A 20,519-nucleotide genomic window follows, 5' to 3' on the forward strand; every position below is an offset into this window, starting at 1 on the left:
TTTGGCCATCCCGTCCCACTCAGAGGGCGTCGGCCGTCGTCACGGACGTTGGGCGGGTTGCGGTGGACGCTGATGTCGCGACGACGAACGTGGCGGAAGCGTACGGCGAAGTCGTGTGGTCCTGGCGCCCCGTTGCTGGCGTCACGTTCGTGAGGAGCCAAACGCTTCTTGCGGGCAATGGTGGCAAGAAAGCCCGTTCACCAGGGAGAGCACGATATAAGCCGTAAAGCCATTGCGCAGGGAAGGCCGGGTGTTCTCCGCTGCCCTGTATGCTCGTGTGCACCTTGTTTTGTGCAAATCGCACACGGGACCGCGGGTGCAGCGCGCACCCGGTCTTCCCTGTGCCCTCATTTTCGAGGGCAAGGAGATTTCTGGCAAAGCTCGGGCGCAATGCGTCGCGAGAACGCGAAGGCGCGTTTGCGATGACCCATCCACGTCGTCCCGGCCTTGAGCCGGGACCCATACGCCGCGACCCATCGATTAGAGCGCTGGCGTTAGAGATCTTCTGCAAACAACAGCCGCCGCGGCGTATGGGTCCCGGCGTTCGCCGGGACGACATGCGGAGAGAGTGCGAACCTACTCCGCCGGCGCCTCGCCACCGGCCTGGCTCTGGCCGCGGCTGGCCAAAAATCCGAGCGCGAGGCCGCCGATCGCGAGAATCGGAATCAGTTTCTTGATGCCGATCGCGCGCACCACCTGGATGCCGGCGGCGACCAGCATCGGGTCGGCCAGCATGGTTTGAGCGGCGGATTTTGTCGTCTCCTTGACGCGCGTCTCGATCTGTTTCTTGCGCACCATGTAGGAGATCGCCGCGATCATCGTCACCACGAAGAAGATGCCGGCGCCGGTCAGGCAAGCATAAACGGGGCCGTACTTCTCCAGCACGAAGATGAAGGCGGCCGCGCACAGGAACGATGTGGTGACGAGCAAGGCAACCGCGGCTGCTGCCGCCAGCGAGGTCAGCCGGAGCGCAGTGCCGGTCGAATCCTTGAAGTCATCGATCAGTCGCTGAAACATGGGCCGGCCTCGATCTGAAAAGAACATCAATAAACGAAACGACCTCGCGCCAGCGCCGCCATCGGGAGATGAAGGCTGGCTTTCCGGCGCGGGTCATCATTGCCATCATCGCCGGATTACCGGCATCGCCGGATTACCGGCGCCACATTGCGCCGAGCAGGAAGCCCACGCCGAGTGCGAGGCCGACGGTTGCCAGCGGCCGCTGCGTGATGACGTCTTCCAGCGATTCCTCGATCGAGGAGGCCGCATCCTGAGCCGCGTCCATCATGGCGCTGCCGCGCTCGGACATGTCGTCCACCGCCTGTTCCGCATTGGCGCGCGCCTGCCTGTAGCCGCGGCGCGCCTGCTTGCCCGCGGTGCCGGCAAAACTGTTGAGCGCATCGGTGATCTGGTCGGTGAGGGCTGCGATATCGTTTTTCACGGCGGTTACATCCTTTTCCAGGCGTTCGTAGGTCGCTTTATCCGTCAGGTTCTTTGCGGCGTCGCCATTCGTCATCGACATCAAAAGCTCCCGGGTACTAAATTTGCGTATCGGGGAAACGTCCGCCCGAAGCGGAAGTTCCTGCTGCGAAACCCTTTGATTCTAGGGCAACTGCGGCGAATTGACCGGCATCAGATGCTCCTTGAGGATCAGCGCGACGATCAGGATAGGCGACGCCAGGAACGCGCCCATCGGTCCCCACAGCCAGGTCCAGAACGCCAGCGCGATGAATACCGCCAGCGCGTTGAGCTCGAGCCTGCGGCCGACAATCGTCGGCGTGACGAAATGGCCCTCGAGGAAGGTCATCGCGGCGAACAGCAGCGGCGCGAGCAGCCCCGCACTGATCGTCGGGAAGGCAACAAGGCCGACCACGACCAGCACGACGAACATCGCGACCGGTCCGATGATCGGAATGTAGTTCAATGTCGCGGCCAGCGCGCCAAGCCCCGCCGGATTGGGCATGCCCGTGACTGCGCAGATGATGCCGGTTGCGATGCCGACGCCGACATTGATCATCGTCACCATGATCAGATAGCTGCCCAGGTGCTCCTCGATCGCGTTGAGGATCCGCAGCGTTCGCAACCGTACCGGCCGGTCACCGAAATTCATCACCATGGCCCGGCGCAGATCCTTCCAGCTCGCGATGAACAGGATCAGGGTGGCGACGAACAGCAGGAACTCGGCGAAGGTCGGTGACAGGAATTCGAGCGTCGGCTGCACCCATTCGAATTTCGGCATGTGGAAGGTTGCCAGCGTGTCGGAGCTGCCGAGCATGCCTTGCAGCTGCTGCCACAGCGCCAGCGGCCGGTCGAAGACGTGCATTTTTTCCTTCAGCTCCGCCCCCAATTCCGGAAGCTTGCTGCTCCATTCCATCACCGGCGATGCAATCAGGCCGACCATGAAGGCTGCGCCGGTGACGACGGCGGCCACGATCAGGACGGCGCCCAGCGCACGGGGGATGCGATAGCGCTCGAGGAAGCTCGCCGCCGGCGACAGCATCGTACCGACGATGAACGCCATCGTGATCGGCAGGAAGAACGCTTTCGCGACGTAGAGCACGGCGACGATGCAGATGATCAGCAGCGATACCAGCGAAAAGGCGACGATTTCGGCGCGGCTGATCAGCGGGGGCAGTTCGACATTGCTGTCGGGCAGCGGCTTGCCTTCTGACGCATTGGCTTTCTGGCGGTCGCCCGGCGAAGCCCTTTGGTCGGAGGTCTTGCGATCGGAGGACTTGTTGTCAGAGGACTTGTTGTCAGAGGACGTGTTGTCAGAGGACGTGTTGTCAGAGGACTTGTTGTCAGAAGGCTTGCGGTCGGATGGCTTGCGTTCCGTCGGCTTGCTTTCATTGGACGGTGCCTTGCGATCTTCAGGCGCCCTGCGTTCTTCAGGCAAAGGCTTGAGAGGCGAAGGCTTGAGAGGTGAAGGCTTGGGGGGCAATACGCGCACAACGATTCTCCCCCGCGCGAGGCGGTGTTCACATGGCAGCCGCGACGTCGCCCCGCGAACCGAATTCTCAACCGCCCCAACAAGCGCCGGGAGCAGAAGTTCCATCGCGGAAGCGTGAACACCGGCGCGCTTGACAGCAGGCCTGTCAATTTGAGCCGCAGGGAACTGTGCCGCCCCGGTCGCGTTGCCAATTCAGAGCATCACACGATGCGTATCCAACCGGGGCAGTCCCATGACACAGTCCTCTCATCGCCGGCGTCAGTCGCGCGTAACGCACGCGCTTGTCTTCATCAGCACCATGGTGCTGGCCCCCTCGGTATTCTCCACCGCGGCAAGCGCGCAGATGCTGGGTTATGCGTCCACCCAGCCAAACTCGTTTCCCGCCGATGAGGTGATGGTTGAGCCGGCAACGCCCGACGCGGGCGTTGTGCCGGAGCGGTTGCGCCGCGCCGTCGTCGCTTTCAACACGTCGGAGGCGCCCGGCACCATCGTGATCGATACCGGCAACACCGCGCTGTATTACGTGCTCGGCCAGGGCCGCGCCGTTCGCTACGGCGTCGGTGTCGGCCGCGAAGGCTTTACCTGGTCCGGCGTACAGACCATCAGCCGCAAGGCGGAGTGGCCGGATTGGCATCCGCCGGCGGAGATGATCGCGCGCCAGCCCTATCTGCCGCGTTTCATGGCCGGAGGCCCCGGCAATCCGCTCGGCGCCCGGGCGATGTATCTCGGCTCCAGCCAGTACCGCATCCACGGCACCAACGATCCCTCGACGATCGGCAAGTTCGTTTCCTCAGGCTGCATCCGCCTGACCAACGAGGACGTCAGCGATCTGTTCAGCCGGGTCGATGTCGGCACCAGGGTCGTGGTGCTGCCGAAGAACGCGCCGCGCATGGAAACGCGCACCACCATCAGCGTGCGGCCGGTGCGTCCGGCGCTGACGACGCCGCCCTCGGGGCGGCAGGCAATGAATTTGACGGCGTCGCAGCTCAACTGAGCGGCCGAACGTAATGGGAGACGTGAATGGCCGTGAGTAGAATGGCAATCCTGGGCGCGGCGGCTTTGGCAGGCGCTTCCACGCTGGCGCCTGCGGCGGATGCCCAGGACTTCTTCTCGGCCCTGTTCGGCGGCATGGGCCGGGCGAGGGGACCTAATATTTCGTTGCCGTTTGTGAACGACGGCGGACCGATGCCGGTTCAGCGCGGCGAGACGCGGCGTTATGGCGGCGGTGGTCAGGCGTTTTGCGTGCGTACCTGCGACGGGCGCTATTTCCCCGTGACGGCCTCCGACAATGCCAGCCGTGCGGCGTCCTGCGACAGCTTCTGCCCGGCCAGCGAGACCAAAGTGTTCTATGGCAGCAACATCGACAATGCCGCCGCCGAGAACGGAAAGCCCTATTCGGAACTGCCGAACGCGTTCCGCTATCGCAATGAGCTCGTGGCCGGGTGCACCTGCAACGGCAAGGATCAGATCGGGCTCGCGCCGGTCAGGATCGAGGCCGATCCAACCTTGCGCAAGGGCGACATCGTCGCCGGCGAAAACGGTTTGCTGGTGGCCGGCCGCAGCGCCGACAAGCGCGGCGCCGAACTGAACTTCTCACCCGCCTCGGACAAGCTGCGCGCGAAGTACGAACGCGTGCCGGTGGTGGCGCGGGAGTGATGGAAGCTCTATCCGTCATTGCCGGGCATAGCCGTCCGAAGGACGGCGTCGCTTCCGCTCGCCTATGCCCGGCAATCCATCCCCCTCGCAGGGCTCTTGTGAAGATGAATGGATGCCCGGGTCAAGCCCGGGCATGACGGCTTCCATTGAAATAATCAGGCCGCGCGGATATTGCCGAGGAACTGAGTGACCTGAGTACCCAATTGCTTGCTCTGCGTTTCCAGCGTCTCGGAGGCGTGCTTGACGTCGTCGGCGGCGGCAGCTGCCGCATCGGCGTCGGTCTTCACGCCCGAGATGTTGTCGGAGACGTTCTTGGTGCCCTGGGCGGCGAATTGCGTGCTGCGCGTGATCTCCTGCGTCGCGGCGCCCTGTTCCTGCACGGCGGCCGCAATCGCGGTCGCGACCTCGTTGACCTCGCCGATGATGCCGCCGATGCCCTTGATGGCCTCGATCGCCTCATTCGCGACCTTCTGAATGTCGGAGATCTGCTCCGAGATTTCCTCGGTCGCCTTCGCGGTCTGGCTCGCCAGCGATTTGACTTCGGAAGCCACCACCGCAAAGCCGCGGCCGGCTTCACCGGCGCGGGCGGCCTCGATGGTCGCATTCAGCGCCAAGAGGTTGGTCTGGGCGGCGATCGAATTGATCAGCCCGACGACTTCGCCGATCCGGCCGGCGGATGCGGCAAGGCCCTGCACGGTGCCGTCGGTCTCACGCGCCTGGCTCACCGCGCGGCTGGCAATGCCGGCGGCGTGCGCGGCCTGCTGGCTGATGTCGTTGATCGAGGCGCTCAGTTCTTCCGACGCGGCCGCGACCGTCTCGACGCTCATCGAGGCTTCGCTGGAGGCCTTTTCGGCAACCTCAACCCGCGCGTTGGTCTGGCGGGAAACCGCGGACAGGCCGTCCGAGGTGGTCCGCATCTGGCCGGACGCGTCGCCCAGCTGGTCGAGCGTCCGGCGCACCAGGCTCTCGAATTCGCCGACATAGCTTTCGATCGCCTGCTGCCGCGCTGTGGCGCCGGCATTGCGTTCACGCTCCTGCGCCTCGATCCGGACCTTGTCTTCGGCCTGCTGCTTGAACGTCTCCAGCGCGCCGGCGAGCGCACCGATTTCATCCTTGCGCACCGCATAGCCGGTGTCGACCGTGAGGTCGCCAGCAGCGACTTTCAGCATGGCGTCGCGCATATTGTGCAGCGGCTTGATGACGCGGCGGGTGACGAGAATCAACGCGGCGAACGTCAACATCAACGCACCGATGAGCAGCACCAGTTGCACCACCAGCGCGCGGCGGGCCGAGGAATATTGCATCACGGTGTGGTCCCGGGCGGCGTCGAGCGCCGTTTCGGCGACCTTGACCGCGCTGCCGAGGCGCCCGACCGTAATCGGCGTCCACTGGTTTGCGGTCAGTTCGGGCTTCCCGCCGGCGACCATCGTCGTCATCAGGCGATCGCGCAAAGCGATATAGTCCGGTTCGAAATAGGCGGTCTTGGTCGCGGCTATCGCGGCGGCAAGCGCCGGCGGCAACTGCATTCCCGAGGACGTCAATTCCAGCGCGTTCCATGCGGTCTCGGTGCCGCCGGAGTATTTCAGGTATTTGAGCTGTGCTTCCGGCGCCGCCTTTCCCGTGGAGAGCCCGTTGGAAACCAGCAGCGATGCTTCGCCTGCGGTATTGCGGAGCAGCCAGGCGATCTGCTTGATCGCCAGCAATTGGTCAATCATCGGGTCCTGATGGTTGACCACGGTGGAAAGCGCTGCGGACAATTTGTCCAGCGTCTCCAGCAGCGCGGTCGCCGTCTCCATGTATTCCTTGCCTAGCGTCGGACGACGGGAGGCCTTCGGCTTGCTCACCTCGTCCCAGAACTCCTTCTGCTGCGTGCTCAGCTTCTTGAACAGACGATCGAGCTCAGGGACCAGAGCGGGGGCTTGTGCGAATTCAATCGACGGGAGCAACGTCAGCGCGTTGCTCAAGGCGGGCATTTGCGTATCGCGAATGTTGCGCAGATATTTTTCGATATCGCTGTCCATCGGCGCATCGGTATTCAACAGCCGGTTGGTCGTGGAGCGGTCGGTGCGCAGATTATGCATCGCCTTGAACATATTGGCGGATGCGTCGGTGACCACCGAGATGCGGTTTGCCACCTGCAGGCGGCCCCAGGCATCCCAGGCGTTGAGCGAGAACCCCACCACGATGCAGAAGGCGGTGGCCAGGATGACGGTCTTCAGCAGCGTGGATACGGTCAGACGGTTCAACATGATGCTTCCCCCAAAGCCGCGGTCATTTGGGGGGAAAAGGGTAAATACTTAGACAGCGCCGGCGTAGTAGAACTACGGAACCATTGAAATGGTTGAAGTTTTTATGTTTGCACGCAGGTTCCCCGTCCGGAACCCAATGTGACCTGACACGTTAACAAAATACCAACAGCGCTATTCCAGCCCGAGGGGGGCCGCATGCTCGTCAGCGTACTCGTCACGTTTCTCGTCGTTATCCTCGTTCTCTATCTCATCAACCTGCTGCCGCTTGATGGCCGCGCCAAACAGATCGCGCGAGTCGTCGTGATCATCCTCGGCGTGATCTCGCTGTTGAAATACATCGCGGTGATCTAACGGCCACCGCAACAAAAAGCCCCGGCACTGCCGGGGCTTTTCATCTTGGAGTGATTATCTCAGGGTCTTGAACCAATCGTCCACGTCCTTGTGGATCTGGTCCTTGGCGAAGCCATAGCGTTGCTGCAGCTTGCCTTCGAGTTGCTCACGGCGGCCTTCGATCACATTGAGATCGTCGTCGGTGAGCTTGCCCCATTTCTCCTTGGCGGCGCCCTTGAACTGTTTCCAGTTTCCTTCAACCCGGTTCCAATCCATCGTCATCTCTCCCTGTGAGTTGAGATGAATTCTCAACGGGCGCACGATCCAATCGTTCCTGCAGTCCGGCAAAGCGGCACCAGCCCTGCGACAGATCGCGCGCCGCCTCCCGTATTTAAACGGGGCGTTCGACCGGCTGCGGAACCGCGGTTGCATGCGAAGACAAACTGAACGTTAACGCGAGTAGTGAATAGTTCTCGCGTTTCAAGGGAATTTAAGTTCGGCCCGTAGAGCGGAACCACATCAATTTTGAGGATACGCCGGCAATGAAGCTTCGTTTGACGATCACGCGCGCCATAGTCCTGTTCGGCCTTGTCACGGCAATCGGTCTGGGGGCCGTGGTCTTCACCGGCCTCTTCGCGCTCAGCGAGGTCAAGGTCGGCGGCCCCCTCTACAACAAGCTCAAGCTCGGCAACGATCTGATCGCCGACATCCTGCCGCCGCCGGAATACGTCATCGAGTCGTATCTCGAAGCCACCCTTGCCTTGAACAATCCGTCCGAACTCGCCAACCGTCGCGAGCGGCTGAAGCAATTGAAAAAGGAATATGACGAGCGCCACGAGTTCTGGGTGAGGTCGGACCTCGAGCCTGTGGTCAAGGCAAAGTTCGTTGTGGATTCGCATCGCGAGGTGCAGCGCTTCTGGACCGCCATCGAGCAGGCGTTCCTGCCGGCCCTGGCCAAGGCAGACGCCGCCGCCGCGGCAAAGGCGTATTCGGAAATCTCCGCCGCCTATCTCGCGCACCGCGCCCTGATCGACGAAATCGTCAAGAAGACCACTGACGACAACGCGGCCATTGAGAGTGCCGCGACCCAGCGTGTCGGCACGTTCAACGTTATTCTGTGGGGCATCTCGGGCCTGGTGTTCCTGATCATCGGCGGCGGCCTCGTCGGCGTCGGCCTCGGTGTGATCCGGCCGATGACCCGCATGACCGGCGTGATGGCACGGCTCGCCGGCGGCGGATTGGATATTGAAATACCGTCCCTCAAACGAACGGATGAAGTCGGCGCCATTGCCCGCGCCGTCCAGGTGTTCAGGGAGAACGCGCTGCGCGTTCAGGCCATGGAATCCGAGCAGGCCGGCCTCAAGCTCAGGGCGGAGGAAGAACGCAAGCTGGCGATGAGCCAGGTCGCTGACGGCTTCGAGCAGGCGATCGGCAAGATCATCGAGGCCGTCTCATCGGCCTCTTCCGAAATCGAACTCGCCGCCGGCAGCTTGACCAGGACGGCCGAAACCAGCCACAAGCATACGGCAGAGGCGGCATCCGCATCCGACCGTTCCTCGGCCAATGCGCAATCGGCGGCTGCCGCTTCGGAGCAGATGGCTTCCTCGGTGACCGAAATCGGCCGCCAGGTGAAGCAATCGGAAGACATCACCCATGCAGCCGTGCGTCAGGCCGAGCAGACCAATGAGCGGATCGCGGAACTGTCGCGGGCGGCCGGCCGCATCGGCGAAGTCGTCAAGCTGATCGCGGCGGTGGCCGAGCAGACCAATCTTCTGGCGCTCAATGCGACGATCGAAGCGGCGCGCGCCGGCGAGGCGGGCCGCGGCTTTGCGGTGGTGGCTTCCGAGGTCAAAGCGCTTGCCGCCCAAACCGCCAAGGCGACCGAGGAAATCGGCGCCCAGATCACCCAGATGCAGTCGGCAACGGAGCAGTCGGTGTCCGCGATCAAGGCGATCGGCGGCACGATCGGGCAGATCTCCGAAATTTCAACGGCGATCGCCGCGGCTGTCGAACAGCAGGGCACCGCGACGCAGGAGATCGCGCGCAACGTCCAGCAGGCGGCCGAGGGCGCCATCGAGGTCGGCGGCTGCCTCGCCGATGTCAGCCGTGGTTCGGTCGACACCCAGGCGGCGGCCGAACAGGTCCATGGTTCTGCCCGTTCGCTCGTGCAGGAAGGCAATTCCCTCAAACTCGAAGTCGGCAAATTCCTGCAGACGATACGCGCGGCCTGATATCCGAACGGAACTCAGGCCGGCCGGTCAGCCGGCCGCCTTGGCTTCGCGGCGGCGGGCGGTGAGGATGTATTCGGTGTAGCCGTTCGGCTGCTCGCGGCCCTTGAACACCAGGTCGCACGCCGCCTTGAAGGCGATGCCGTCGAAGCCAGGGGCCATCGGCCGGTACAGCGCATCACCCTTGTTCTGACCGTCGACCACGACCGCCATGCGCTTCAGCGACTCCATCACCTGATCCTTGGTGATGACACCCTGATGCAGCCAGTTCGCCAGATGCTGGCTGGAAATGCGCAAGGTAGCGCGGTCTTCCATCAGGCCGACGTCATGGATGTCGGGCACCTTGGAGCACCCGACGCCCTGGTCGATCCAGCGCACGACGTAGCCCAAAATGCCCTGGCAGTTGTTGTCGATCTCCTGCTTCACGTCGTCGGGGGCCCAGTTCGACTGCGACACTGGAATGGTGAGGATGTCGGAAAGTTTCGCGCGCTGGCCGCCTTTGGCGAGTTCCTGCTGGCGCGCCTGCACGTTGATCTGATGATAATGCAGCGCGTGCAGCGTGGCGGCGGTCGGTGACGGCACCCAGGCGGTGGTGGCGCCGGCCTGCGGATGGCCGAGCTTCTGCGTCAGCATGTCGGCCATCTTGTCGGGGGCTGCCCACATGCCCTTGCCGATCTGGGCATGGCCGGGCAGGCCATCGATCAGGCCCATGTCGACGTTCCAGTCTTCATAGGCCTTGATCCAGGGCTGCGCCTTCATGTCGTTCTTGCGGATCATCGGACCCGCTTCCATCGAGGTGTGGATCTCGTCGCCGGTGCGGTCGAGGAAGCCGGTGTTGATGAAGCAGATGCGCTTCGAGGCGTTCTGGATGCAGGCCTTGAGGTTGACCGTGGTGCGGCGCTCCTCGTCCATGATGCCGACCTTCATGGTGTTCTCCGGCAGCGACAGCATCTTCTCGACCTCGCCGAACAGCTCACAGGTCAGCGCGACCTCGTCGGGGCCGTGCATCTTCGGCTTGACGATATAGACCGAGCCGGTGCGGCTGTTCTTCGTCTTCGAAGAGCCCTTGAGATCGTGGATCGCGAGCAGGCCGGCCACCGCGGCGTCCAGCAGGCCTTCCGGAATCTCCTCCCCCTTTGAGTCCAGCACGGCGTCGGTGAACATGTGATGGCCGACATTGCGCATCAATAGCAGGCTGCGGCCGTGCAAGGTCAGGTCCTTGCCGTCGGGCGTCTTGTAAACGCGGTCAGGGTTGAGCGAACGCTTGAGCGTCTTGCCGCCCTTGTCGAAATCCGCCGACAGCGTGCCGTCCATCAGGCCGAGCGTGTTGCGATAGACCAGCACCTTGTCCTCGGCATCGACGGCGGCGACGCTGTCTTCCATGTCGAGGATGGTCGAGACCGCCGATTCCAGGATCATGTCGGCGACGCCGGCCGGATCGTCCTTGCCGATGGTGCTGCTGCGGTCGATTTTGACCTCGACATGCATGCCGTTATTGACCAGCAGGATCGCGGTCGGCGCGTCAGGGGCGCCGAGGTAGCCGGCGAACTGCTCGGCAGACTTCAGCGCGGTGGCGTTGCCGCTCTTCAGTTTGACCGCGAGCTGGCCCGCGATCACGCTGTAGGACGTCACGTCGGTGTGGCTGCCGGTCGCGAGCGGCGCGGCGGCGTCGAGGAACGCCTTGGCCTTGGCGATCACCTTGTCGCCGCGCGCCTTGTTGTAGCCCTTGCCGCTCTCGCTCGCCTCGTGCGGGATCGCATCGGTGCCATAGAAAGCATCATACAGGCTGCCCCAGCGGGCATTCGCCGCGTTCAAGGCATAGCGGGCGTTGGTCAGCGGAACGACGAGCTGCGGTCCGCAGATCTTGCCGATTTCCTCGTCGACGTCAGATGTTTCGACCTTTTGGGTCGCGGGCTCCGGCAAGAGGTAGCCGATCTCCTTGAGGAAGGCGGTATAGGCGTTCATGTCGAACGCCTTGCCCTTGTTGGCGCGGTGCCAGGCGTCGATCTTGGCCTGCAGCGCGTCGCGGACCGCGAGCAGCTCGCGGTTTTTCGGTCCCAATTTGGCGATGATGGCGGCAAGCCCGGCCCAGAATGCGTCGGGGGAAATCCCGGTTTTGGGGGTCGCCTCCTTGGCGATGAAATCGAACAGTTCAGGGGCGATCTTCAATCCGTGGGCATCGACACGATTCATGATGGGCTTTCTCGGGCAGAAACGGCGTTGATGGGTGGCTTTCAGGGATGAAAGCAGCAAAAAGCGCGCCAAAGGGCAGTTTTCAACTGCCTTTTAGCGCTAAAGCCGGGTCGATGAGAAGGCCCCAAAAAGCCTAGATATTGGCCGCCAGATCCACCAATTCGTCGAACAGAACGCCGGTCTCGGCCAGCATCTGTTCGATCGCGTCGGTGGCGTCCGCCACCGATCGGGTCGAAGTGTCGATCCGCAGCTCGCTCTGGGTCGGCGGCTGATAGTCTTTGCCGATCCCGGTGAAGGATTGCAGCGTGCCTGCGCGTGCCTTGGCGTAATGACCCTTGGGGTCGCGGCTCTCGCAGACTTCGGCCGGTGTCGCGACATAGATTTCGCGGAATGCGGCGTCCGCAATGCGGCGCGCCGCGGCACGATCCTCAGAGGAAGGTGATACGGCGGCGACGATGGCGATGTGGCCGTTGCGAGCCAGATGGGTCGCGACTTCGGCGAGCCTTCGGATATTTTCGGTGCGATCCTGCGCCGAAAAACCGAGATCGCCATTGAGGCCGGCGCGCAGCGTGTCGCCGTCGAGCAGGATGGGCGAACCGCCATTGCCGAACAGCCGCCGCTCCAGTGCGCGGGCCAGCGTCGATTTGCCCGAACCGGGCAATCCGGTCAGCCAGATCACCGCGCCGTTGTGGCGATAGCGCGCCGAGCGTTCCTCGGGACGCAGCGCGGATTCCACCGGAACGATGTCGATGGGAACGGCGCGTTGTCCGGCGTCGACCGACAGCACGAGACCGCCGCCGGCAATGCGGCCATTGACTTCGATCACCAGCCGTCCGGTGCGCGGATTGTCCTGATAGGGATCAGCCGCGACCGGCTGCGCCAGCGAAATGTCGATTTCGCCGACGTGATTGCGCGCGATCGACTTGGTCTCCTCATTGGAGAGTTCGCCGGGATCCACCGCCTTCTCGATCGCGACCACATGAGCGCGGCTTTCGCGGGTGCCGAGGCGGATCAGGATCTGCTCGCCCTTGGCGAGCGGCTTGTCGTGCAGCCAGAAAATCCGGGCGCGAATCCGCCGCGTATCGCGCGGGATCGCGCCGGCATGGGCGATCACATCGCCGCGTTCGATGAACAATTCACGGTCGAGCGTGATGCCGACCGACCGGCCGGCGCCGTGGCTGCCGTTGACCGGGGTCATCGGCCAGCTCTCAACGGTCTTGATCTTCGCGATCTTGCCGGCGGGCATGATGACGATCTCATCGCCGGCGCTGAGACTGCCGGATTCGATGCGGCCGGCGACGATGCGGCGATCGTCGAATTTGTAGATCGCCTGCACCGGCAGCCGCAGCGCCAGCTGCTCCAGCGGCCGTGCCGGTTCGAGCGCATCGAGCGCCTCGACGACGCTCGGCCCCTGGTACCAAGAGATCCGCGGCGTGCGTTCGGCAACGCCGTCGCCGTCGCGCGCGGATATCGGAATCACCGCCGACGGCGTCACGCCGAGGCCGATCAGATGCGAAGAAATCTCATCGCTGATCTCCTTGAAACGTTCCGCGCTGAAGTCGACGCGATCCATCTTGTTGACGACGACGGCAACCTGCTTGATGCCGAGCAGATGCAGCAGATAGCCGTGCCGCCGGGTCTGGTCGCGCACGCCTTCCAGCGCGTCGATGATCAGCACCGCACCGTCGGCCTGCGAGGCGCCGGTGATCATGTTGCGCAGGAATTCGGCGTGGCCGGGCGCATCGATCAGCACCACGTCGCGCGAGCGGGTGCGGAAGCGGATCTGCGTGGTGTCGATGGTGATGCCCTGGTCGCGCTCGGTCTGCAGCGCGTCGAGCAGGAACGACCATTCGAACGGCATGCCGCGCCGCGCGCTGACGGCTTTGAGCATTTCCAGCTTGCCCTCGGGCAGGCTGCCGGTTTCATGCAGCAGGCGGCCGACGAGGGTGGATTTGCCGTGGTCGACATGGCCGACGATGACGATGCGAATCTGCGGCCGCGTCGTGCCGTTGGGTGTCGCCAATACGCTTGAGGGGAGGATCATGTTCATCGCAGCACTCACACCTAATCGTCAGAGATAACCGGCGACACGCAGCCGCTCGAATGCATCTTCGGTTTCGTGATCGAGCGCGCGGCCCGCACGTTCCGGCACCTTGGTGCCGTCGAGTTCGGTCAGGATCTCATCGATGCTGGAAGCGGTCGACGCCACCGGATTGGTGATGTCCTGATCTCCCAGCGAGCGATAGCGCTTGCCGTCCTTCGACAGATACAGCGGGATGATCGGAATGTTCTCGCGCTTGGTGTAGGCCCAGATGTCGGCCTCGGTCCAATGCAGGATCGGGTGGATGCGCAAATGCGCGCCTTGCGGCGGCGAGGCGTTGAAATGGTCCCAGAATTCCGGGGGCTGATCGCGCACGTCCCAGCCGCCTTCGAGGCCGCGCGGCGAGAACACGCGCTCCTTGGCACGGGTGGCTTCCTCGTCGCGGCGAATGCCGGCGATCAATCCGTCAAAACCGTATTTGGTCAGCGCCCATTTGAGGCCTTCGGTCTTGCGGGCGGCGGAACGCGCGGCCGGGGGCAGTGTCGGATCGACGGCGTCGATCGACGGGCAGGGCTCGATCTTGAGATCGAGTTCCCATTCCTTGCCGAAGCGATCGCGGAACGCATACATCTCGGCAAATTTCTTGCCGGTGTCGACATGCAAGGCCGGGAACGGCACGCGGCCGAAGAAGGCCTTGCGCGCCAGCCAGATCATGACGTTGGAATCCTTGCCCAGCGACCACAGCAGCGCCAGCTTCTTCAAACGCGCGAACGCCTCGCGCAGGATGTAGATGCTCTGCGCCTCGAGCTCGTCGAGATGGTCCATCGAGGGCGGCGGCAGCTGCCCATGGGCCAGAATTTTGGGCGCGGATGAGGCCTGGTTGAAGGCCGCGGGCTGCAACCCGTGTCCGCCGGATTCCTTGTTGAGAAGATGCATCTCTTGGCCTTGGACTTGAGAGTGGAAAAATTCTAAAGTTGCACCGCAATAGAGAAGAAATAATTTTCTCTTTGCAGGCCTTGATCGAGAGATAAATAGAAAATAATTTCAGTCAACCCCCAAGTTGGGGAAGCGAGTATCTGATGCGCTATCTGCCTGTGTTTTTGGATCTGCAAAGCGGCAAGGTGCTGCTCGTTGGAGCGGGCGACCTCGCACGCGCCAAATTGCGCTTGCTCGCCGCTGCCGGTGCGCAGGTCCGCTGGTTCGCGACCGACGGCGATCAGGACCTCTCCGGCCTTGCCGCTGAGGACGTGGCGCGGATCGAGCCTGATGCCGGTGATCCGCTCACCGCCGATCTGGCTGGTGTGATCGCGATCCTCTGCGCCGGTGCCGGCGACATTGGCGTGGCGATGTCGGTACGCGCCAAGGCGGTCGGACTGCCCGTCAATGTGATGGACGACCTCGTCCATTCGACTTTCATCTTTCCCGCCATTGTCGATCGCGGCGACGTCGTCGTTGCCGTCGGCACCGGCGGCACTTCGCCGGTCGTGGCGCGCCGCGTGCGAGAGTCTATCGAGGCTGTCCTGCCGGCGCGGATCGGCGACCTCGCCAACTTCATCGGCGGCTTTCGCAAAGCGATGCATGCGCGGATCCCCGAATTTTCGTTGCGCCGGCGTTTCTGGGAACGCGTGATCGACGGCCCGATCGGCGCGCTGGTGCTGGCCGGGCGCAAGGACGAAGCCGAGAAGGAACTGCAGGCGATCGCTGACCCCTCGTCATTCGCCGGTGCCAATGATCAGGGCAGGGCCGAGGGCCGGGTGACGCTGGTCGGTGCCGGCCCGGGCGATCCGGATCTGCTCACCATCAAGGCGCTGCGCGCGCTGCAGGATGCCGACGTCGTGTTCTACGACGAACTGGTATCGCCGGAGATTCTCGATCGCGTGCGCCGCGATGCCTCGCGCATTCCGGTCGGCCGCCGCGTCGGCAAGCCCGGCATCGGCCAGGATGCGATCAACAAACTGCTGATCGAGGCAGCCAGATCAGGCCAGCGCGCGGTGCGGCTGAAGGGCGGCGATCCCTTCATCTTCGGCCGCGGCGGCGAGGAAATCGAAGTGTTGCGTGCGGCAGGCGTCGCCTATTCGGTGGTGCCGGGCATCACCGCTGGATTGGGCGCCGCCGCGCAATTCGAGGCGCCGCTGACCTATCGCCACGAGGCGCTGCGCATCACCTTCCTCACCGCCCACAAGGCGAGGGACGCCGAAACCGTCGACTGGTCGGTGCTGACAGACAAGAAGATGACCATCGTGGTCTATATGGGCATGACCGCGGCACCCGCGATCCGTGCGGGCCTGCTCGCCGCCGGACGCTTGCCGCAAACGCCGGTCGGCGTGTTCGCGCGGGTGACGCGGCCGGACGCCCAGGCGGTGGTCGGCACGCTCGAACATTTGCCGGCGCTGGTCGAGCAAATCGACGGCGGTCCCGCCGTCCTCATCATCGGTGACGTGGTCGCGCATTCCGCGCCGTGGCGCCTTGCTAGTTCAAACCTTGCCGATCTCGATCAAGTGATCTCCGAATTGAGGGATGCTGCAGAATGACTTCTCCGTTACAACAAAAGATCAAGATCACGGGGCCTTCGATGGTCACCGCCAATCGCACCTGGGATGGCGTCGTGATCTATCGCACCGCGCAGCAAGGCTGGTCGGCGAATCTGTCGGACGCCGCGATCGTGCGCACCTCGGATGAGGCGCGAACACTGCTTGGTGAAGCCACCGCCGATGACGTCGGCGCGATCGGCCCCTATATCGCGCCGGTCGAACTCAAGGACGGCGGCGAGATCAAGCCCGGCAATCTCCGCGAACATATCCGGTCGGAAGGCCTCACCATCGATCTGCTTCCGGTTCCGGCGTAAGGCGCATCCATCATGTACGCATATGACGAACTCGATCGCACGCTGATCAACGAACGCGTGTCTGAATTCCGCGACCAGGTGAAGCGCCGCCTCTCCGGCGAGCTCACCGAGGACGAATTCAAGATGCTGCGCCTGCAGAACGGCGTCTATCTGCAACTGCACGCCTACATGTTCCGCGTCGCGATCCCCTACGGCACGCTGTCGTCCAAGCAGTTGCGCGCGCTGGCCCGTGTCGGACGCCGCTACGACCGCGGCTATGGCCATTTCACCACAAGGCAGAACATCCAGTTCAACTGGATCAAGCTCGCCGAATTGCCGGACGCGCTCGCGGACCTTGCCGAGGTCGGCATCCATGCGATGCAGACGTCCGGCAACAACATGCGCAACGTGACCTCGGACCAGTGGGCCGGCGTCGCGCCGGGCGAGGTCGAGGATCCCCGCATCTGGTCGGAGATCCTGCGCCAGCACACCACGCTGCATCCGGAATTTTCGTTCCTGCCGCGCAAGTTCAAAATCGCCATCACGGCATCCGAGCACGACCGCGCGGCGATCAAGGTGCATGACATCGGGCTGCGCCTGTACAAGAATGCGGAAGGCGAAACCGGCTTTGAGGTGCTGGTCGGCGGCGGTCTCGGCCGCACGCCGTTCATCGGCAAGACCATCAAGCCGTTCGTGCATGGCCGCGACATCCTGAGCTATGTCGAGGCGATCCTGCGGGTCTACAACCAGTACGGCCGCCGCGACAACATCTACAAGGCACGCATCAAGATCCTGGTGCACGAGCTCGGCATCGAGAAGTTCGCGCGCGAGGTCGACGAGGAATGGAAGCAGATGGGCGACGTCGGATTGACGCTCGACCATTCCGTCATCGAGGAGGTGCGTTCGCGCTTCTCCTATCCGGCCTATGAAAAGCTGCCGCACATGCCGGACGAGCTGAAACAGGCCGCGCATGATCCGCTGTTCGAACGCTGGCGCAGGAACTCGGTGTTCCCGCACAAGGTGCAGGGCTATTCGATCGTGACGCTGTCGCTGAAGCCGGTGGGCGCACCGCCCGGCGACGCCACCTCCGACCAGATGGACGCGGTCGCCGATCTCGCCGACCGCTACTCCTTCGGTGAAATCCGCGTCGGCCACGAACAGAATCTGTGCCTGCCGCATGTCGCCAAGCGCGACCTGCCGCAGCTATGGAAGGCGCTCGACCGGATCGGGCTCGCGACGCCGAACGTCAATCTGGTCACCGACATCATCGCCTGCCCAGGGCTGGACTATTGCTCGCTGGCCAATGCGCGATCGATCCCGATCGCGCAGGAGCTGACGCGTCGCTTCGCCAATCACGATACGGCCGAACTGATCGGGCGGCTGCACATCAACATCTCGGGCTGCATCAACGCCTGCGGCCATCACCACGTCGGCCATATCGGCATTCTCGGCGTCGAGAAGAACGGCGAGGAATTCTACCAGATCACCATCGGCGGCCGCGCCGACGAGGGCGCGCAGATGGGTACGCTGATCGGCCCGGCGATTCCCTATGCGGAAGTCGCCGATGTGATCGAGGATATCGTCGAAGCCTATCTGGCACTGCGCGACCGCCCCGAGGAGTTGTTCGTGGATGCGGTGAAGCGCCTGGGTGTCGAGCCATTCAAGGAGCGGGTCTATGCCACTCGTTAAGCAGGGTAGAATCACCACCGATCTGTTCGTCCATGTTGCCGACGGCGCCGAGTTGCCCGGCGATGGCGCGATCCTGGTTCCGGCGGCGCGGTTCCTTGAGGATCCGGAAGCCTTTCTGAAGCGCGCCGGCAAGGTCGGCGTGATCTGGCCGAACAACCGCGACCTCGACGATCTCGTGCCGTATCTCGGCCGGCTGGCCGCGGTGGCGCTGGTGTTTCCCTCGTTTCGCGACGGCCGCGCCTACAGCCAGGCGCGCCTGCTGCGCGAACGTCACGGCTTCGACGGCGAATTGCGTGCCACCGGTCAGGTGTTGCGTGATCAGTTCGTGTTCATGTTGCGCGCCGGCTTCGACACGTTCGAAGTGAAGAAGGACAGCGACGCCGAGGCGTTTGCCTCTACCGCAAAAAGCTATTCGGTGTTCTACCAGCCGACCGGCGACGGCCGCCTCACCGCGCTGCATCGGCGGATGCAGCTGCGTCATTCGGAGAGTGCCGGCCAGTGAACGCGCTCGTACCCCAGGCAGTGATAGAGAAAGCTTTGGACCTGTCGCCGGCGCAGGCGCTCGATCGCGCGCTCCGCAGTGCCTCGCCCGCGGAAGTCATTGAAGCGGCGTTGAAGACCGTCGGCCGCGAGAAGTTGGCGGTGGTCTCGTCGTTCGGTACCGAATCGGCGGCACTGCTCAAGGTGATGGCAGACGTCGATCCGGCGATTCCCGTGATCTTCCTCGACACCGGCTGGCTGTTCGAGGAGACGCTGGCCTATCGTGACACGTTGATTGCAACGCTCGGCCTGCGCGACGTCCGCTCGATCAAGCCGCTGGAAGAAACCTTGTCGCGCGAGGATCCGGACCGCGAATTGTGGTTCTCCGATCCCGACGCCTGCTGCCGTATTCGCAAAGTCGAGCCGCTGGCGCGGGCGTTGGCGCCGTTCTCGGCCTGGATCAACGGCCGCAAGCGCTTCCAGGGCGGCCTGCGCGCCGAGATGGCGGTCGTCGAAGACGACGGCGCCAGGCTGAAATTCAACCCGTTCGCCAATGTCGCGCGCGAAGAGATCGAGGCGATCTACCAGCTTTCGAAATTGCCGCCGCATCCGCTGATGGCGTCGGGCTACCTGTCGGTCGGATGCATGCCGTGCAGCAGCCGGACCTCGCCTGATGAGGACGCGCGTGCCGGTCGCTGGCGCGGAAGAGCCAAGACAGAATGCGGCATCCACACGATCAAGACTTCATAGGACAATGACGCTGCACCGCCGCAAACAATGAAAAGCGGTTTCGTTGACTAAAGGCCACTTCACCGTGAGTTATGTCCCGCGTGTTCCGGTGATATCCTTCATCAGGCCGAATGGAGATTGAGATGTTCCGTCGTATTCTGCCCCTCGTCGCGGGACTGCTCTGGGCAGGTTCTGCGCTCGCCGCCGATGTGTCGCTGCTCAACGTGTCGTACGATCCAACGCGCGAGCTCTATGCTGATTTCAACAAGGCGTTCATTGCTGCTTACAGTAAGGAAACCGGCAAGAGCGTCGAGATCAAGCAGTCGCATGGCGGCTCCGGCTCGCAGGCGCGTTCTGTGATCGACGGATTGCAGGCGGACGTGGTCACGCTGGCGCTGGCCTATGATATCGATGCGATCGCCGGCAAGGGCCTGGTGGCGCCGGATTGGCAAAAGCGCCTGCCGCTCAACGCCTCGCCCTACACGTCGACGATCGTGTTTCTGGTGCGCAAGGGCAATCCCAAGGCCATCAAGGATTGGGACGATTTGATTAAACCCGGCGTCAGCGTCATCACGCCGAACCCGAAAACATCAGGCGGTGCGCGCTGGAACTATCTGGCGGCATGGGGCTATGCCGAGAAAAAATTCGGTTCGTCCGACAAGGCCAAAAAATTCGTCGGCGACCTCTTCAGGAACGTGCCGGTGCTCGATACCGGCGCGCGGGGCTCGACCGTGACCTTCGTCGAGCGCGGTGTCGGCGACGTGCTGCTGGCGTGGGAGAACGAGGCGTTCCTGGCGCAGCGCGAATTCGGCAAGGACAAGTTCGAGATCGTCTCGCCGCCGCTGTCGATCCTGGCCGAGCCGCCGGTCTCCGTGGTCGACAAGGTGGCCGACAAGAAAGGCACCCGCGCGGCGGCTGAAGCCTACCTGAAATACTGGTATACCAAGGAAGGTCAGGAAATCGCCGCACGCAATTCCTACCGTCCGCGCGATTCGGAGATCGCCAAGGAATACGAAAAATCTTTCGCCAAGGTCGAACTTTTCACGATCGACGACGTTTTCGGTGGTTGGGCAAAGGCGCAGAAGGAACATTTCGCGGAAGGCGGTATTTTCGACCAGATCTACAAGAACTGATCTGGGGCGATTTACCGAGC

The 20,519-nt window shown here is 63.3% G+C and carries 18 protein-coding genes; 10 read left to right on the forward strand and 8 right to left on the reverse strand.

The window, feature by feature from the left end:
* Positions 1-576: 576 nt before the first annotated feature.
* The 3 genes from JQ567_RS33755 to JQ567_RS33765 form a co-directional block, all read right to left on the reverse strand.
* Positions 577-1,017: a hypothetical protein gene (locus tag JQ567_RS33755; RefSeq protein WP_212442824.1), complete on the reverse strand. Its 441-nt coding sequence runs from the start codon at positions 1,015-1,017 to the stop codon at positions 577-579.
* A gap of 133 nt (positions 1,018-1,150) precedes the next feature.
* Positions 1,151-1,519, reverse strand: a complete 369-nt coding sequence (locus JQ567_RS33760; RefSeq protein ID WP_212442825.1) for a YqjD family protein — start codon at positions 1,517-1,519, stop codon at positions 1,151-1,153.
* A gap of 81 nt (positions 1,520-1,600) precedes the next feature.
* Positions 1,601-2,653: an AI-2E family transporter gene (locus JQ567_RS33765; protein WP_212442859.1), complete on the reverse strand. Its 1,053-nt coding sequence runs from the start codon at positions 2,651-2,653 to the stop codon at positions 1,601-1,603.
* A 526-nt stretch (positions 2,654-3,179) separates the two neighbouring features.
* Here JQ567_RS33765 and JQ567_RS33770 point away from each other — a divergent pair.
* Together JQ567_RS33770 and JQ567_RS33775 are read left to right on the forward strand one after the other, a co-directional pair.
* The gene (locus JQ567_RS33770; RefSeq protein WP_212442826.1) at positions 3,180-3,941 is read left to right on the forward strand and encodes a L,D-transpeptidase; all 762 of its coding nucleotides are present in this window, start codon (positions 3,180-3,182) and stop codon (positions 3,939-3,941) included.
* 26 nt (positions 3,942-3,967) lie between these two features.
* The gene (locus JQ567_RS33775; RefSeq protein WP_212442827.1) at positions 3,968-4,603 is read left to right on the forward strand and encodes a DUF2865 domain-containing protein; all 636 of its coding nucleotides are present in this window, start codon (positions 3,968-3,970) and stop codon (positions 4,601-4,603) included.
* 155 nt (positions 4,604-4,758) lie between these two features.
* On the opposite strand, the gene JQ567_RS33780 is transcribed toward JQ567_RS33775, so the two are convergent.
* Complete coding sequence (locus tag JQ567_RS33780; RefSeq protein ID WP_212442828.1) at positions 4,759-6,852, reverse strand: methyl-accepting chemotaxis protein; 2,094 nt, start codon at positions 6,850-6,852, stop codon at positions 4,759-4,761.
* Between the two features lie 195 nt (positions 6,853-7,047).
* Here JQ567_RS33780 and JQ567_RS33785 point away from each other — a divergent pair, with 195 nt between their 5' ends.
* Positions 7,048-7,203, forward strand: a complete 156-nt coding sequence (locus JQ567_RS33785; RefSeq protein ID WP_211999735.1) for a Thivi_2564 family membrane protein — start codon at positions 7,048-7,050, stop codon at positions 7,201-7,203.
* Positions 7,204-7,257: 54 nt separating this feature from the next.
* On the opposite strand, the gene JQ567_RS33790 is transcribed toward JQ567_RS33785, so the two are convergent.
* Positions 7,258-7,458, reverse strand: a complete 201-nt coding sequence (locus tag JQ567_RS33790; protein ID WP_212442829.1) for a CsbD family protein — start codon at positions 7,456-7,458, stop codon at positions 7,258-7,260.
* Between the two features lie 266 nt (positions 7,459-7,724).
* Between JQ567_RS33790 and JQ567_RS33795 the strand changes: the two genes are divergently transcribed.
* Positions 7,725-9,413: a methyl-accepting chemotaxis protein gene (locus JQ567_RS33795; RefSeq protein WP_212442830.1), complete on the forward strand. Its 1,689-nt coding sequence runs from the start codon at positions 7,725-7,727 to the stop codon at positions 9,411-9,413.
* A gap of 27 nt (positions 9,414-9,440) precedes the next feature.
* On the opposite strand, the gene JQ567_RS33800 is transcribed toward JQ567_RS33795, so the two are convergent.
* From JQ567_RS33800 to cysD, 3 genes are all read right to left on the reverse strand, one after another.
* Entirely contained in the window at positions 9,441-11,603 is a 2,163-nt protein-coding gene (locus tag JQ567_RS33800) for a malate synthase G (protein WP_212442831.1), read from the reverse strand.
* A gap of 133 nt (positions 11,604-11,736) precedes the next feature.
* Positions 11,737-13,653, reverse strand: coding sequence for an adenylyl-sulfate kinase (gene cysC / locus JQ567_RS33805; RefSeq protein WP_212442832.1), 1,917 nt, complete (start codon positions 13,651-13,653; stop codon positions 11,737-11,739).
* 21 nt (positions 13,654-13,674) lie between these two features.
* Positions 13,675-14,469 carry a sulfate adenylyltransferase subunit CysD gene (gene cysD / locus JQ567_RS33810; protein WP_212270115.1) on the reverse strand — a complete coding sequence of 265 codons (795 nt, stop codon included), beginning with the start codon at positions 14,467-14,469 and terminating at the stop codon, positions 13,675-13,677.
* Positions 14,470-14,723: 254 nt separating this feature from the next.
* Here cysD and cysG point away from each other — a divergent pair, with 254 nt between their 5' ends.
* The 6 genes from cysG to JQ567_RS33840 all read left to right on the forward strand — a co-directional run bounded on the left by cysG (position 14,724) and on the right by JQ567_RS33840 (position 20,499).
* On the forward strand, positions 14,724-16,175 hold the full coding sequence (gene cysG, locus JQ567_RS33815) for a siroheme synthase CysG (protein ID WP_212442833.1): 1,452 nt from the start codon (positions 14,724-14,726) through the stop codon (positions 16,173-16,175).
* Positions 16,172-16,489 carry a DUF2849 domain-containing protein gene (locus tag JQ567_RS33820; protein ID WP_192737192.1) on the forward strand — a complete coding sequence of 106 codons (318 nt, stop codon included), beginning with the start codon at positions 16,172-16,174 and terminating at the stop codon, positions 16,487-16,489. Before cysG ends, JQ567_RS33820 begins: the two co-directional genes overlap by 4 nt.
* 12 nt (positions 16,490-16,501) lie before the next feature.
* Positions 16,502-18,157, forward strand: a complete 1,656-nt coding sequence (locus tag JQ567_RS33825; RefSeq protein WP_211999726.1) for a nitrite/sulfite reductase — start codon at positions 16,502-16,504, stop codon at positions 18,155-18,157.
* A complete protein-coding gene (locus tag JQ567_RS33830) occupies positions 18,144-18,659 on the forward strand; it encodes a DUF934 domain-containing protein (protein ID WP_212442834.1) in 516 nt (171 codons plus the stop codon). Before JQ567_RS33825 ends, JQ567_RS33830 begins: the two co-directional genes overlap by 14 nt.
* 35 nt (positions 18,660-18,694) lie before the next feature.
* Positions 18,695-19,387, forward strand: coding sequence for a phosphoadenylyl-sulfate reductase (locus JQ567_RS33835; RefSeq protein WP_249165903.1), 693 nt, complete (start codon positions 18,695-18,697; stop codon positions 19,385-19,387).
* A 110-nt stretch (positions 19,388-19,497) separates the two neighbouring features.
* Complete coding sequence (locus tag JQ567_RS33840; protein WP_212442836.1) at positions 19,498-20,499, forward strand: sulfate ABC transporter substrate-binding protein; 1,002 nt, start codon at positions 19,498-19,500, stop codon at positions 20,497-20,499.
* Positions 20,500-20,519 lie beyond the last annotated feature (20 nt).

Origin of the sequence: Bradyrhizobium sp. AUGA SZCCT0431, from assembly GCF_018131065.1 — a bacterium.
Taxonomy (GTDB): Bacteria; Pseudomonadota; Alphaproteobacteria; order Rhizobiales; family Xanthobacteraceae; genus Bradyrhizobium.

What these genes read in the sequence shown, in the direction of transcription:
- JQ567_RS33755 (WP_212442824.1), bottom strand. Translation starts at nt 1,017, where the DNA reads ATGTTTCAGCGACTGATCGATGACTTCAAGGATTCGACCGGCACTGCG.
- JQ567_RS33760 (WP_212442825.1), bottom strand. Translation starts at nt 1,519, where the DNA reads ATGTCGATGACGAATGGCGACGCCGCAAAGAACCTGACGGATAAAGCG.
- JQ567_RS33770 (WP_212442826.1), top strand. Translation starts at nt 3,180, where the DNA reads ATGACACAGTCCTCTCATCGCCGGCGTCAGTCGCGCGTAACGCACGCG.
- JQ567_RS33775 (WP_212442827.1), top strand. Translation starts at nt 3,968, where the DNA reads ATGGCCGTGAGTAGAATGGCAATCCTGGGCGCGGCGGCTTTGGCAGGC.
- JQ567_RS33780 (WP_212442828.1), bottom strand. Translation starts at nt 6,852, where the DNA reads ATGTTGAACCGTCTGACCGTATCCACGCTGCTGAAGACCGTCATCCTG.
- JQ567_RS33785 (WP_211999735.1), top strand. Translation starts at nt 7,048, where the DNA reads ATGCTCGTCAGCGTACTCGTCACGTTTCTCGTCGTTATCCTCGTTCTC.
- JQ567_RS33790 (WP_212442829.1), bottom strand. Translation starts at nt 7,458, where the DNA reads ATGGATTGGAACCGGGTTGAAGGAAACTGGAAACAGTTCAAGGGCGCC.
- JQ567_RS33795 (WP_212442830.1), top strand. Translation starts at nt 7,725, where the DNA reads ATGAAGCTTCGTTTGACGATCACGCGCGCCATAGTCCTGTTCGGCCTT.
- JQ567_RS33800 (WP_212442831.1), bottom strand. Translation starts at nt 11,603, where the DNA reads ATGAATCGTGTCGATGCCCACGGATTGAAGATCGCCCCTGAACTGTTC.
- cysC (WP_212442832.1), bottom strand. Translation starts at nt 13,653, where the DNA reads ATGAACATGATCCTCCCCTCAAGCGTATTGGCGACACCCAACGGCACG.
- cysD (WP_212270115.1), bottom strand. Translation starts at nt 14,469, where the DNA reads ATGGACCATCTCGACGAGCTCGAGGCGCAGAGCATCTACATCCTGCGC.
- cysG (WP_212442833.1), top strand. Translation starts at nt 14,724, where the DNA reads ATGCGCTATCTGCCTGTGTTTTTGGATCTGCAAAGCGGCAAGGTGCTG.
- JQ567_RS33820 (WP_192737192.1), top strand. Translation starts at nt 16,172, where the DNA reads ATGACTTCTCCGTTACAACAAAAGATCAAGATCACGGGGCCTTCGATG.
- JQ567_RS33825 (WP_211999726.1), top strand. Translation starts at nt 16,502, where the DNA reads ATGTACGCATATGACGAACTCGATCGCACGCTGATCAACGAACGCGTG.
- JQ567_RS33830 (WP_212442834.1), top strand. Translation starts at nt 18,144, where the DNA reads ATGCCACTCGTTAAGCAGGGTAGAATCACCACCGATCTGTTCGTCCAT.
- JQ567_RS33840 (WP_212442836.1), top strand. Translation starts at nt 19,498, where the DNA reads ATGGAGATTGAGATGTTCCGTCGTATTCTGCCCCTCGTCGCGGGACTG.